General features: G+C 42.9%; 9 protein-coding genes. 3 read left to right on the top strand and 6 right to left on the bottom strand.

The genetic code is table 11. The features are described from left to right. Positions 1–527 precede the first annotated feature (527 nt). Complete coding sequence (locus VM802_RS14360; protein WP_325531615.1) at positions 528–1553, bottom strand: helix-turn-helix domain-containing protein; 1026 nt, start codon at positions 1551–1553, stop codon at positions 528–530. A 666-nt stretch (positions 1554–2219) separates the two neighbouring features. After that, the gene (locus VM802_RS14355; protein WP_325531613.1) at positions 2220–2705 is read right to left on the bottom strand and encodes a hypothetical protein; all 486 of its coding nucleotides are present in this window, start codon (positions 2703–2705) and stop codon (positions 2220–2222) included. A gap of 164 nt (positions 2706–2869) precedes the next feature. Here VM802_RS14355 and VM802_RS14350 point away from each other — a divergent pair, with 164 nt between their 5' ends. Further along, a complete protein-coding gene (locus VM802_RS14350; protein WP_325531611.1) occupies positions 2870–4006 on the top strand; it encodes an epoxide hydrolase family protein in 1137 nt (378 codons plus the stop codon). Positions 4007–4196: 190 nt separating this feature from the next. Here the strand turns inward: VM802_RS14350 and VM802_RS14345 are convergent, their stop codons facing one another. From VM802_RS14345 to VM802_RS14330, 4 genes are all read right to left on the bottom strand, one after another. Beyond that, a complete protein-coding gene (locus tag VM802_RS14345) occupies positions 4197–5039 on the bottom strand; it encodes a M57 family metalloprotease (protein ID WP_325531609.1) in 843 nt (280 codons plus the stop codon). 369 nt (positions 5040–5408) lie between these two features. Then, positions 5409–7562 carry an Ig-like domain-containing protein gene (locus tag VM802_RS14340; RefSeq protein ID WP_325531607.1) on the bottom strand — a complete coding sequence of 718 codons (2154 nt, stop codon included), beginning with the start codon at positions 7560–7562 and terminating at the stop codon, positions 5409–5411. A gap of 237 nt (positions 7563–7799) precedes the next feature. Continuing rightward, positions 7800–9440, bottom strand: a complete 1641-nt coding sequence (locus VM802_RS14335) for a peptide MFS transporter (RefSeq protein ID WP_325531605.1) — start codon at positions 9438–9440, stop codon at positions 7800–7802. A gap of 915 nt (positions 9441–10355) precedes the next feature. Further along, on the bottom strand, positions 10356–11105 hold the full coding sequence (locus VM802_RS14330) for a GNAT family N-acetyltransferase (protein WP_325531603.1): 750 nt from the start codon (positions 11103–11105) through the stop codon (positions 10356–10358). 1645 nt (positions 11106–12750) lie between these two features. On the opposite strand from VM802_RS14330, the gene VM802_RS14325 reads away from it, so the two are divergent. Both VM802_RS14325 and VM802_RS14320 read left to right on the top strand, forming a co-directional pair. Then, complete coding sequence (locus tag VM802_RS14325; protein WP_325531601.1) at positions 12751–13071, top strand: hypothetical protein; 321 nt, start codon at positions 12751–12753, stop codon at positions 13069–13071. A 306-nt stretch (positions 13072–13377) separates the two neighbouring features. Continuing rightward, complete coding sequence (locus VM802_RS14320) at positions 13378–14994, top strand: MBL fold metallo-hydrolase (protein WP_325531599.1); 1617 nt, start codon at positions 13378–13380, stop codon at positions 14992–14994. Positions 14995–15062: the final 68 nt, after the last annotated feature.

Below are 15062 nucleotides of genomic sequence, written 5' to 3'. Positions count from 1 at the left end.
TGTAGAAATGGGTACCCCAAAAGGCCTCCCTTAAAGAGCGGTGTAAAATCCCTGGCGGGAAAACGAGTTTTCGATCGCCAATAACTTAGACATAGTGTTATTGATCAATATTGTACCTCAGATGGTGAGCCCTGAAAGTGGAAGGGGGTTCACCGGGACATACAACAGCTAAAATAATGCTGTTTTAATACCAACGACCCCCGTTAATAATAACGGGAGCCGCACTACTGGGGTTAAAATTTTATTTCCTGGAAAAAGAAATAACTTGTTTTATTGATGCTGTGAGTTTGCAAAAAACAGGGACTCGGTACCTCACCTTGTAATGTATCGAATGCGAATAATAACGAGTTTACAACGGTTATAAGTTAATCAGTTTATAAAGAGATGAAATAATTTACGATAAGAATCACTCTGCATTAATTCCCGATACCTTTAACAAAGGTAAAGGTTGTTCGGTATTGACAAGTGGGCCAATAAGGAAATACTTTATCCCAAACACGCAGATTTTGTAAAAAACAGCCTTGTTATTACTTCGGTATTATTTCGCTGGGAAGGTATCCGTGAATGCGCCTGAACATCTTGGAGAAATTACCAAGGTGTTCGTATCCAACCATATAAGCAACTTCAGAGACACTATATTGACCTTTCAGTAACAGTTCCTTGGCCTTATTCATACGGTACCTGATAAAAAACTGATAATAGGAGGTACCGTGAACGGATTTAAAAAGCATCTCAAACTTGCGCTCACTGATATAACTGGTTCTCGAAATTTCCTTTATGCTAGGAGGCATTTTGGAGGAATTGTAAATGGCCTCGATCGCATATGAAATGATCTGCTGGTCATACATTTTTATCGGTTTGATGCCATTTGTCTGCTCTTTTTTCAACAATGTAAAATATTCATGCAACAACCTGAACAGATAAGACTTCAGCATACATTGATGCCTGTTCAGCATAAATTCGCTATGTGACATACTTACTAATATGTCTAACATTACCTGGTTGATCTTTATATGATGAGAGATGAAATCAGTACCTGTTATTTTTAGAATAATGGGATGATCGGAGGGAAGATGATGGTAAAGATAGTCGTGAAACAGCTCTTTTTTAATCATAACAACGATCACCACAAAACCCGGATCAAATTTGCTGACGTTAAAGGCGGCTTCCCGGTCACAGGATACCAGCACAGCGCTGTAATTTACCAGCCCACCCTGGTCAATTAACGATTCATCCAGGTATATCTTACTTAATGACGTCGCTTTCTCAATTTTAAGCAGGTAGTAATCTTTATTTGCTCGCCAGGCATAGTCATTGTTCAGAATATACTCACCGTTCGAGGTCTTATTGATCATTAACAGCATATCGCGTTCAATCAGATCGTAAAAACCTTCACCCAGCCATTTTCCTGGCACTTCCTCCTGCCATGTGTTACCGCGGCAGTCATATGCGATATACAGCTTTTTTATGTCTTCGTTCGACTTTAGTTTTTCGAGCAGGAATTCATCGTATTCAAATTCAACGCTGGTTATATGGCGTTTGCCTCGTTTCATTTACATGCAGGTTGGTTAAACAATAGTATACAGATCAATCCAGGTTTATTGAGGTATAATCCTCCTTGCCACCTACCTCGACGGCAGGCACAGGTAGCACGTATCTTCTTTAGATTTTCGTCCGATTTCAATTTTTCAGGCAGAAATTCATTGAAGTCGAACCCGATGTTAAATAGTAAGTGTTCACCTTTCCCCATTTACTAGCAGGTTTATTAAATATTAGTGTACAGGTCTATCTGGTTGTGTTCAAAGGCATTGTTAACAAATTATGGTTATTCGGGGGAAAGTTGTAGGTATGTTAATACGGCGCGTTTATATACGCAATTTATAGCTTTTATTGAATTATGGCGGATGCTACACAAAAGAAGGACGTTTTAAGCATATTTCCGTTCAGTATGATATTGCGGGATATTTTTTTGCGTTTCCGGGATAACAGGACTCCTCTTCGGGATATAGAAACGCCGTAAGGTAAGATGAAATGGAAGTATCCAAAGACTATAAGCACCCGGTATTCTCACAAGGAAGATGTACAACCTGAAAAGTAAGTTCGGACGGTTCTTTGCGTCTCACCGGAAGCTGAAACCGGAGGACGTCAGAGCAGGTACTTATAGCACTTCGGAAAACAGAGGATTTTTGCTGCAAAAAAATGAATGATAAGATCTGTTCCTATTTCAGTTTTTTGAAAACAATGGTATTGGTACTATGGTCAGCAGTTTTGAGAACAACCGTTCCATCTGCCTGGGTTTCCGGATAAGAATCTGGTTTCAATGTGTAATTCCAGGTCATGGTGGAGTCCGTGAATGCAGTCACATCCGCTGCAAGAACCGGCTGACCTATATTGATCGTTAACTTTGCAGTAGTGGCATCTGTAACAGTAAAGCTGCCGGTTTCAAGTTGCCCTTTTAAAGGATTAAATGTAGATACCAGGTCACCAACAAAGGAATAATTTACTTTAACAGTTGCAGAGCCTGAAACTACCCGCTTTATTTCTTTATTATCGGCATTGTAGTATACGAATACGCTACTCTGAGATTGCCATACCCCCTGTATTTTCTTCTGGTTAACCGTTGATGACGGGGTTGCATCATCCTTCTTGTCCTTAGAACAGCTAAACAGTACGACTGCAAGACCTGCACAAATAAATCGCTTCATGAAAATTATTTTTTTGCAAAGAAATCAGGATTCTTTCTCTTTATGGTTATTTGCAGGAGAATGGGATAAACATTGATGCTTTAAGGATAACTTGCTTCTCTGGAGATTATTTACCTTAATTTAAACGCTGATTTGAATTTGTACCATTTTCAACTTTATAATCTATGATAAAAGAATTTCACGTAGCGGTTCCCTCCGAAGATGTAGATGATCTGAAATCAAGACTGGTACGCACACGGTGGACGGACGAGATTATAGGCTCCGGGTGGAAGTATGGAGCAGATCTGTCTTACATGAAGGAGCTTATTGAATATTGGTTGAACGGGTTCGATTGGCGGAATACCGAAAATGAAATCAATGCGTATCCAAACTTTATAGCAGAGATAGACGGCGTAGCAATTCATTATCTCCACATCACCAGCGGAGCAGCGAATGCGGTGCCGCTCATTATTACACACGGCTGGCCAGGCTCTTTCCTCGAAATGATGAAACTCATTCCTTTATTAACACAGACTGCCGGGGTTTCTTTTGACCTGATTATTCCATCTATCCCGGGATTCGGATTTTCACAGAAGATAAATGTTCCCGGCTGTAACCTGTGGTATGTGGCTGATCTGTGGTATAAGCTGATCAGACAGCTGGGTTATGAAAAGGTGATGGTCCAGGGTGGGGATTTTGGGGCCGGCATCAGTGCGGCTTTAGCCTTAAAACACCCGGAAAGTGTAATAGGACTTCATCTTAATTATATTCACAGTTCATATTTTCCCTTTCTCCCCGTGGGAGATAGTCTGACGGAAGAAGAGAAGGAGTACCTGAAATCGGCAGACGAATGGTATAAGATGGAAGGGGCGTATGCGCATCAACACCGGACCAAACCACTAACACTCGCCTACGGATTGAACGACTCCCCGGTAGGATTATGTGCATGGATCATCGAGAAGTTCTATGGCTGGAGCGATTGCCACAGAAATATAGAAAACGTGTTTTCAAAGGATGAATTATTGTCAAATATAAGCCTGTATTGGTTCACAGAAACCCTGCATTCATCGGTCAGGTTTTATAATGAAGTCATTAAAGCGCCCTTACATTTTAAAGAGAATGATTTTATAAATGTGCCGGTGGGCATTACGCGCTTTCACAAAGAAGAACCGTTCCCGCCTCGCAGATTCATCGAAAGAGGGCATAATATTCAGTATTGGAATGAGGTACAACCGGGAGGGCATTTCGCTGCTATGGAACAACCAGCAGCGCTGGCAAAAGATATAATCAGGTTTACGGAGAAGATATTCAACCCAGGATAATGCCAGGGCTTGCGCATCTGCTACGGTACCGGCCTGATCTTGTTTACGCATGGCTGCTATCGGTGGTATGTACTATGTTACGCTTTCCTATGGAGTGTTATAGCAGGATGGAGAGTAATGATATGAAACAGTTGTTATGTAAAATGCCCGCCGGTAGGGCGGGCATGACTGTATATTAATGGATGCGTGATTATTTAAAAAGGTATTGCAAAGAAACAATATCATTCGCATTGAAAGGGCGGTCATTTCCGTCTGAACATGCAAGCATCCAGCTTCCTTTATCAGGCTTTGAAGGCGTTCCCGGAATTTGAATGGCTCCGTCTGTACCTTTTGATTCCTTTGATCTTTTCCCTTCCCACGGACAGCTGTAATACCTGTTCATATAATCTGTATGACGGAACCCGATGGCATGCCCTACTTCATGGGCCATCACAGAAGCCAGCCATTTAACATCAGGATTGGTACCATAAGCATCAGGATGTGTATTTAAAGCAAAACTTTTAGCCGGGTTGCCTGTCGCATCGGGGAAGCCGGCTGATACGCCCAAGGTAATACCTCCGCTACCATCAGGTTCTTCATACATGGTCTCAATAGTAATATTGGCAGTAGCCGCGTCTGCTACACGTTTAAATTTCAATTTTAAACCCAGTGCATTATACCTGGCAACCATTGTATCCGCTGCCTTCACAAAGCTTGAAGAAAAACTGGAAGAAATGTACACGGAAAGAGTACGGGGCAAACCTGTAACTTTATTGGTTGTGCGATATTGTTCTGTTTCTGCAATCTGTAGAATTTTATCCGTTCCTTGTTTGCTGAAGTCTTTATCAGTCAGGTAGATGTCACCTTCCACCAGATACCCGTCCTTGTACTTCTTAATACCATTGGAATTAAACCCAAGATTTTCAACCTTGGTGATTACATCCGGAGGTATGTTGTTTTTTTGATCTGGGATGCCAGCTTTTTCGTTTTTAGAACAGGAATAAATCATAATACTAAAGGCAAACACGAGAAGAGAGAAGTGTGTTTTTTTCATAATCGATTTATTTAAGAGAGTGAATAAGCCCATGCGACAATAACAGATGAGTGATAAAATGCTCTGTAGACAATTTTTGTGTTCTCAATACCAGGTAAGTAAAATATATCTATTTTGGTTGAATGTATTATACTTCTAAAACAAGGTCAGCTCTCAATGACCAGTGTATACTATGTATGTATACATAAACAGGAAATAGGGTGAATAAAAAAACCGGATTAACAAATAGATGGGGGGCAAAGAGGCCTGTTTTGCCCTGAAATAGTGAAAAGTAAACGAGGGCATCTCCTGGTTGGGGGATGCCCTCGTTTATATTAAGCCTGGCGTGCCATGCTACTCTCCGGACATATTTGGGCGTAGAAATAGCTGTTATCTGCCGATGATTAGTTTCCCTGAATAAATATTTCCTTCCACCGTGATCAGGCTTATGATATAAATTCCTGCGCTTAATGAGCCTGGTAACTGAATATTCCTTGTGCGTATGAATTGCTGGTGTACCTGCATCCCTGAAGCGTTGGTAATAATAATCCTGCTACCTGCAATATTCAACCGCGTACGTATCTGAATATTTCCTGAAGAAGGATTTGGGTAGAATTCAAGCGGCGAAACCTGATATTGGCTGTGTTTGTAATGATTGCTGTTGTTGTTATCCATGTAGCATGATTTAACAACCACTTTCACCGGTCTTCTCACCGGGTATTCACATTCAAATCCTGCTGAAACATAATAGATAGTAGTAGCAGAAGGACTCACCTTAAAGTCGCTGCCGGTAAACAATAAGCTGCCACCAGCCGGTGCATTATACCATCTGAAGACGGCAAAGATCTCATCAGGTATAAATGCGTGAAGTGTAATGCTGTCGTTTCTGCAAATCTCCACACTATCAGCATCCACATGCGGATAAGAGGCGCTGGCGCCAAAGGTGAAAGTTTTCTTTACGCTGTCTGATCTGCAGCCGGTAACAGGATCGACTGCCTGTATATATACCGCTGTCTGAGCTGGCACATAAAACACCAGCCTGGGTATATTAACGATATTGCTGTTAATCACAGTAAATGAGGTATCCTGCACCTGACCTGTAAAAGGTACACCCACCAATCTCACCTTATAGTTAAATCCAGCCTGATGACTCGTAATGTTGAGCTGGAAAGGATTACATATGAATCCCTGAGGCACGGTATAAACTGGGCTAGGCAGCTTGCGGACAATTACTTTCACCGGCTTTCTGTATATATATTCACAGGAAAAACCCGCATTGGCATAGTATGTAGTAGTGGCCGTCGGTTTTACTTTGTAATAGGGGCCTGTATACAATAAATTACCACCAACCGGGGCATCATACCACCGGATAATGGCAGTAATGTCATTAGGCATATATGCGTGTAATGTGGTACTGTCGCCTTTACATATGGTTATGCTGTCTGCATCCACGTTTACCGGTCCCGCATGTCCGCCAAAAATGACAGCCATTGCTACAGAGTCGGACTTGCATCCTGTTATTGCATTTACTGCCTGTACAGAAATATTTGCCTGGACATGTGTAGCATAATTAATATCCTTTATCATAACCAGGTTACTGTTAATCACCACATAGCTGGTATCCAGAAGAAGCCCCGGTATGGCAGTGTATTTTACCCGGACGTTATAATTGATGCCCTGTTGAAAATTATCCACCGTGATAATTGTATTCCCACACAGGGTTTCCATAGGAACAGTGTAATCCGGATCGGCGGGCTTGGGGTTTACGATAACCCTGACTGCTTTCCGTGAGCTTATACAAGTTCCTGATATCGCCTCTGCATAGTAAGTAGTTGTTACCGCTGGTTTTACGACATATCTGTTGCCTGTAGCCAGCATACTGCCTCCCGTGGCTGTATTATACCAGCGGATACCAGCGCCGGGAGTCGCGACAGCATTTAAAACAGCACTGTCACCTGAGCAGATCGAAACACTGTCGGCAACAATAGGAGTGGGTATTCCTGGTTTCCTGTAGGCATAATAGAGCTGAAAAGAGTTCAGCAATCCGAGCAGGCTGCTGTTCAGGCTCACCTTTACCCGGTCAAACGGTTGCTGTGGTTTCAACACTACTTCTCCCCGGTTATTGGCTTGCAATAGCCGTAGTATACCGGTGCCGATGCTTTGCAGATCGTTATTAGCGGTGTTTCCATTAAATGTTTGAACAGTAACGGCCCCTAACAGATTTACAGACAACAACGCATTTCCGCTGCCAATGCCGATAACCAATGAATCACAACCTGCGCTGCTCCCGGATGGAAATATAAGTGTCTGATGCACGATAACACCCAGCAGCCCGGCTGTTATGTTAAACGTTGAATAATCGGTGAGATTGGTATTGTTAACAGGATTATCAGGATTAAGGACTCCGCACAGTAAACATATACCGTTTACGCCATTGGTTTGGCTGGTAGCATAGGTCTGCGCCTGTACCTGACTCGTCATCAGATGGCATAACGATATAACGACAACTGCCAGCAGTTGCCTGACTTTGTAAAAATTGTACATTGTTAGCAGGTTTGAAAAGGGGATAAAATGTGGTACAGCATCTCCAATCGTAGTCGTAATAACTATTGCGCCGTGCTAAGTTATTAATACCTAACGCGACTGCAACGCAAAGGGTATGTATGCAAACTGGCGGCTTTAAAAGAATCTTTTGTGGATGGAAAACTTGCCTGTAAAGTAAAAGAGGATGTTTCTTGTTTGAAACATCCTCTTTTACTTTACAGGCTATAAAAACGGTGGTTATTTCACGTACTCTCTGAAGATCCTGTTCAGCCAGCGCAGCATCAAAAATATCACTGCGGCCGCGCTTCCCAGCAACAAAAAGTTGACAAGAAAATAATTAGCCTTGCTGTCATAAGTGTCCCATAAAGTTGCCAGAATGCCGGAAAGCTTGTTGCCGATAGAAGTGGCCAGGAACCAGCCTCCCATCATCAGTGAGGTAATGCGCGCAGGACTGAGTTTAGACACCAGTGATAATCCCATGGGGCTCAGGAATAATTCCCCGACCGTTATAATACCATAACAGCCAATCAACCACCACGGTGATGCTTTTATCGCCCCGTTGCTACATACGTACACTGCGCCAACCATCATCAAGGTAGATATGGCCGATATGAGTAACCCCCATGCTATTTTCGATGGGGTGGAAGGCTCCCGGTTACGTCTCCGTAGTAATGCAAAGAAAAGAACGATCAACGGTGTCAGCGTGATCACAAAGAAAGGATTAATAGATTGAAACAACTCCGTATTGTATAAACTTATAGCGTGTCCTTCAGCGGGCATTTTATCGGGCGCCACATTTTTAAAATAGACAGGCTTTTCCCACACTTTCTCCGGCTTGCCTGCTGTATTGCGCACAACCCTGAACTCCTGATCATACGCAGTTACAGAATCCGGTTTGTTCTTCACGGTTTCCGCCAGGTAGAGCCGCTGTGCCGGTTGCTCAATAGCGGAAGGGATTTCCCGGTCGGTATAATATTGCGCCCAGGTGGTGAGCGCAGTGCCGTTCTGTTTGAATACTGCCCAGAATACAATGGACACCGCAAAAATGGCGAGCAATGCCGATATTGGCTTGCGGTCCTTCGCATCAGCTTTTACCAGCAGGGATACAAAGAACAACAATATAGGAATACAGGCAAAAATGAAAGCATCCGTAGAATCTGATCCGAAAATGTTACCCGGAATAAACCAGGCACCCATCCCTACAACAATCGCCGGCAGGAATACAACGGAGAAAATCTTGCTCAACGGCATATCACCCTCCTGCACGGGTTTACGTACATCCGCATGCCGGTAGTGTTTCATCCCGATAATAAAGATCAGCACGCCCAGGAACATACCAATACCAGCAGCGATAAACGCAGCGCCCCAGCCAATAGTATTTCGCAGAAAAGCCGCAAAAAAGTTGCAGATAAACGCACCGATGTTAATCCCCATGTAAAAAATATTATATCCGGTATCCTTCCGGCTGCGGTATCGTTCATCATTGTATACATTTCCCAGTAAAGTGGAAATATTGGGTTTAAAGAAGCCATTACCAACACATATCAGCGCAAGCGACAGATAGAAAACAGTAAGATTATGTACCGATAAGCCTATATAACCAATCCCCATAAGTATTCCCCCGATAATAATCGACTTACTGTAGCCGAGTTTACGGTCTGCTATCAGCCCGCCCAGAAAAGGCGTCAGGTATACAAACGCGATAAAGGTGCCGAATATATCCGCCGCAGTGGCACGGTCCATGCCCCAGCCCCCCTTTGAAGTGTCGGTCAGGTACAATTGAAAAATACCAAGTATCAGATAGAAACCAAAACGCTCCCACATTTCGGAGAGAAATAGAAACGGCAATGCCGCCGGGTGATTACGTGTTTTACTCATGTAAATTAGAATGATATGCGTACGTCATATAGGTTGCATAGCAGTGAAAGAGGTCACCCCGTCGCTGCCGAACTGCTAAAATAAGCTAAACATAGAAAAAAATGGAGAATCTCTCAGGATTACGCTGCTCTGATTGTACTTACACAGATCACTTTCCATAGCTGATATTATACTTCCCACGTTGCGGTATAGGGATCATATTTACAGGTGGCTGGTTTTCCTAATGGATCGCCACTAACAGTATATGCTCTGCAATCGTGGTATATCAGCCGATATTCACATACTTTGCAGGTATGAACCTGTGCTTTACGAACATGTTGCTGCTGCTGGAAACCAGATTGCACAATGATGCTATGTAGGCTGATATTATCGATATGTCCAAAGGAAATGGCAGAAGAAGGACAGTTTTTGATCAGCCCATTTTTATCAATTATATAACTACCTCCTGAGAATAGAATGTTCTGGCCCGTTATCTAAAATGATTGAGATTTGACTACTGAAGCATTGCTTCAATAACTATTGATAGCTTTATAGAAGATTTGTACTTCCATACTGTAACTTATGCCCCGGCAAGGGGAGATTCGTAAGCAAGAATTGAAACGCAGAAAGCAGTACAGATTGATTTGACTGTATGTAAGCCCGAATTTTGAAACATCCTAATACGACTAATATGAAAAAATTAAGTAGAGTAGAGTTAATTAAGGTAAAAGGAGGAATGGCTTCAAGGGAATCGGGAAGATGCCCCGACAATTTAGCGTGTGGGTTGATATCACTTCGTTGCGCATCGGATACGCATTGCCCTCCATTATTTATATGTTGTCCTAGTTCTGGTGGCCCCGTTGCGGCCTGTTGTACGTTGCCTGTATAGTAAAACCGGCTGCTACCACTGGTGGGGAAAAATATCATAGCAGTAATTCAACTTCTTACCGTCCCACTTACCAGATACCCGGCAACACTAAACCCTGCCTTCAGTAAGCACGCTTTTGAGGCAATATTATCTATATTACACCTCGCCGCAGGAACCCGGCCGGCAAGGTAGCACACACGCTTTAATTCCTGAAGCAAATAACTCCCGATTCCCCTCTTTCGATGTGTTGCTTTTACTTCCATCCAGAGATCCGCAAACGGATGGTTGTAGTGAAGATAAAAATCCCCGGTGGCAACCAGCTCCTGATTCAGTTCCAGCACATATCTGCCCATTTGGTCGTCTGAGTAACCCACTATTGTTTCCGCCTCGTAGCGCTCCCTGAAAATGCTGTTCTCAATGCTGAAATGCGTGGTAGTATGATTATTGAATAGAATGGCTTCGGCATTTATATCCTGCGCATATTGATACACCAGGGAACAAAAGAAAGCATCGTTTGTCTGGCAGGTAAGATACGGAGCGCCTGAAATTTGTATAAGCGCCTGGAACACATCGGTAGCGATGGCCCTGAAAGATGGTATCATATAAAACTCAAAAATACTGTCTCGCTCATCATGACTGTCCTTACCGGCAACGGCTCCATAACCGATGTACTCATCGCCCAGGGAAACCAGGTAACTATCGGTCCAGCCCCGCTCATGGCGTGCATGATACCTGATCTGGAAGTTATTTTCCTGCAGGTATAAATCGCGCAACGGCAGTATTTCCTGAAGTGTTGTTTGGGTAATAATCCAATTCATCTGTTTGTTTTTATCGGAGATTGTTTGGAAGCGATCCTGAATATAAGATATTTGCTTTGTCTGAAGGACCAGGAATTTTCGCTTACTGAAGCATTATTTCAATAGCAATAGATAGTTTTATAATTGATAACCCTAAATTCTTAAATATCATAATACGAGTAATATGAAAAAGTTAAGCAGACAAGAGTTAGTTAAAGTAAAAGGGGGAAGGGGCCCGGTGGAAGGAAGATGCCCCGATACTGTAAGATGCGGATCAATGATAACTCCTTGTGAATCGGATATGCATTGTCCGCTGTTATTAATATGTTGTCGTGATGTCATTAATCCCTCTATTGGTTGTTGTACGTTTCCTGTATAGTAAGCATAATGTTTTTTTACATGGCGGAGTGTCAGCCCGGCTCCGTTCATGTCGCGCTTGTTTTATTTATGCCTTTTCTGTAAAAAGATGCCTTCTTCTGTAAAAAGATGCCTTCCTACCTCATGTCAAAGCACGGTATAAGGTGCCTGATCAAAGTCCCGCGTTAATCGAAGGATATTCGAACAACAATCGAAGGAGGGACGAAGGAGAGGTGGATTTGATGCTTGTAATATATTTATAATAAATTACTTATTTTTATATTGAATTGTTGTAATGTGTCTGGTTCTGATAGCATTTTAACCTGATAGCGAATGACGCCACAACAGGATCGCACGAAAGCCTTATCTGATAAAGGATACAGATAAGGTATCTTGGTAAGTATTCCTTATTAAGTAAAGTATTGTTCCCGGTGCAGATGGGGTGCAGCTGTATTGCGTAATTTGCATGGATGTTGCGTTAGAGGTTTATGTATACCTGACTGTAGATTAAACGATATTGTCAGTGTAGAAATAGATACGCTAAAAGTAACGGAGACTTAAAAGTTAACAGAAGAATTGTCGAAACCTGATGGAATATAGGGAAATGGCTAGTTTAAGCTCGCATTAATTTTTTGTTTTTTCTATTTGAGAGTTTTTGTTTTTTCGGAATTATTCTTTTACTTTGATTTTGTAATACTTTTCTGTCACGACTAAGAGAGTATGCATACCAAATGGCAAATGAAGTTGTTTTCCACCGCAACTGTGATTACCCGGACCCTATTTTAATTGAGATATTTGCCGTTTCCTTTATTAATATTTGTGAAGATTCACGTCGAGACATTTGTCAATGGTATTGACGCGCATGGACGTGTCCATCATTTACAGAGGCTGTCATTACCTGATAGTTGTTGTCTCACACCCTAACTGTCAGACCAAACTGTGCCAAACGCATCCAGAATGAATACCCTTTTGAAAGTAATAGACCTTCAATAACTAGACTATTGCGTGCGATTTTTGGATCTGGTATCCCTTTCCTGGAGTAACTGTACACTGCGTTGTCGTGGTAAATTATACCACAGGCCCGCTAGGGAAGGGTACGTCTGTCTGTTGGATAAAGGTGTGTGCTATTTATTGAAAATTTACTATCACGAAAACTTTCTCCACATCTGATAGTAAGCATATAAATCATAAGTCAGAACGACATAGTTATACCCTGATATAAATGCCTGGAGGTAATGCTGCAGACCCCACCGAATATTGCAGATTACTTCTTGTCAACTTATTAACTTAATTGAAAAAAGATATGTGTATGATGCCCTCACTGGAAAACATAAGCAGACCGATAGGAATCACCCCTGTTGCCAGGCTTGACCATCCTGGTATCTCACTGCATACAACACAGGTATGTAATGATTATCAGGACAAAGAAGCGCTCACTGCTCTTTTCGCATCTGCCGGAAAAGAGAATGTAGGCAGAACCGGCAAGGTTTCCACGCGCACGCTGTCAAAGGAAAGCCGGCAAAGCTTTTTGTTGAACAGAGAGGAGAAAAACGTATACCAGCAATATCCGCAGCTGAATATTGCTGCGAGAATGCGAAAGAAGAAGGAGCAAACTCTTCTGATGAACTAAAAGGTCTTAAATTCTGAATGCCTGCAGTTGCTATTTTTTGTGAAAATTGTCACAGGACCCTATAAAGTATTTGAAACAGTGAGTTGAGAGGCGCTGCTTCATTTTCCTGTTTTTGCTTGAAATTTCAACTTGTTGTAACCAGTTGCCCTGGTAATGGTGGAACTTACCAGACTACTGATTGCATCAATTTTCTGCAGCATTCGTGATATGATAGTAAATAAATGTTCAGCCGGAGCATGTGCTTCTATACGTGATGGAAGCAGCCCCGCTTTGGTGAAAACATGTATTCCGTAAAAAAACATAACCATGAGTGCAGAAAAATTTTACTTGAAACCAAACGTAGTTATTGAACCTTTGTATGACAGATGGTATGCCTGGAGCCATCTTATTTCACCTGCCACAGCAGCGCTGAACGTAACCGGTCGCCATCTCAGCATTATGGACTCTTTTGTTGTAGAACCTTCCATCCATGCGGAAGCTGTACTGAACCCCAAAATGAAAGGTGGCCCTTTCATGGACATACCTGTAACACGTGTGGATGAAGTAAAAACATTGTATGAAGACACCCTGCAGAGACAAGAAACAGCTGTACAGTTTTCCAAAGCCGTAAAAGAACTCGACAAAATGCTGGCTGCCGAAGGAAAAGGCTTTGGCATGGAAACATTGTACGAGAAGGTACCCGACATGCTGAGAGGTTTTGTGGAACTGTTCTATGACCGTAACAACAATGCCGATTTCCGCTTCTTCGAATCTCTTCTGTATAAAAGCAAACACTATAACAAATCTTCGCAGAGCATTGCATTGTGGGTAACGGAGAACGATCACCGGCCCTTCTGTCTGAGCACTCCCCGCCTGGATGAAGCCCATGTTCTGCATCTCGAAATACCCTTTGATCATCCTGGTATCGATGAACTGGCAAAGATGAAGCGGGAAGGACAAAGTCTCGACTACATCAAGTCATTGCTGGGCATCACTGCTGACCAGGAAGCCCTTTTCTCAACGTTCTTCACCAACACGCCACCGCCATCTTACAAACGTTATACCGGCGATAAGATACGCATGCGTTATTTCGGCCACGCCTGCATCCTCGTAGAAACAAAAGATGTAAGCATCCTCGTTGACCCGCTGGTAAGCTATTATGGTTACGATTCTGAACTGGAGCACTTCTCCGATGCAGATCTGCCGGATGTTATCGACTATGTGCTGATCACACACAACCACCAGGACCATATTCTCTTTGAAACATTATTACCACTGCGCCATAAAATAAAACACCTCATCGTTCCCCGCACCAACAGCGGCCAGCTCGAAAACCCGGATCTGAAACTCATGTTCGAACACATCGGTTTCGATAACGTAGTAGCAATCGATGAGATGGAAACAATAACATTCACCGATAGCACCATTACTGGCCTGCCTTTTACCGGCGAACACAGTGATCTCAATATCCTGTCAAAGGCATGCTATCTCGTAGAGATCAGCGGCTTTAAACTCCTGTTCCTGGCCGATTCCCGTATTGTGGAATCAAGACTGTACAAGCACATCCACGATTCCATCGGAGATGTGGATGTAATGTTCCTGGGTATGGAGTGCGACGGAGCACCATTGTCATGGCTATACGGACCGCTGATGACGAAGAAGATCACACGCGAACAGGATGGTAGCCGCCGCCTCGCTGGCTCCGACTGCCGGAAGGGAATGGCGCTGGTGAATATATTTAACCCGGCAGAAGTTTACGTGTATGCAATGGGAATGGAGCCCTGGCTGGAATTTATCAGCAGCATCAAATATACAGATGCATCCAATCCCATCATCCAGTCTAATGAACTGGTGAAGCTCTGTCAGGAGAAGGGACTTATTGCCGAGCGCCTGTATGGTGAAAAAGAACTCCTGTACAGCAGGAAGCTGGAGCCTGTGAGCTGATATCAACCATTTACTAAGAGACATGGCTAATAGTTGTTAAAACTGGCAGCTATTAGCTAATAACGATA

Source organism: Chitinophaga sp. (genome assembly GCF_035538455.1).
In the GTDB taxonomy this organism is placed as follows: Bacteria; Bacteroidota; Bacteroidia; order Chitinophagales; family Chitinophagaceae; genus Chitinophaga.
Note: the sequence above shows the minus strand (reverse complement) of the source record. Positions and strands in the feature narration are given on the sequence as shown.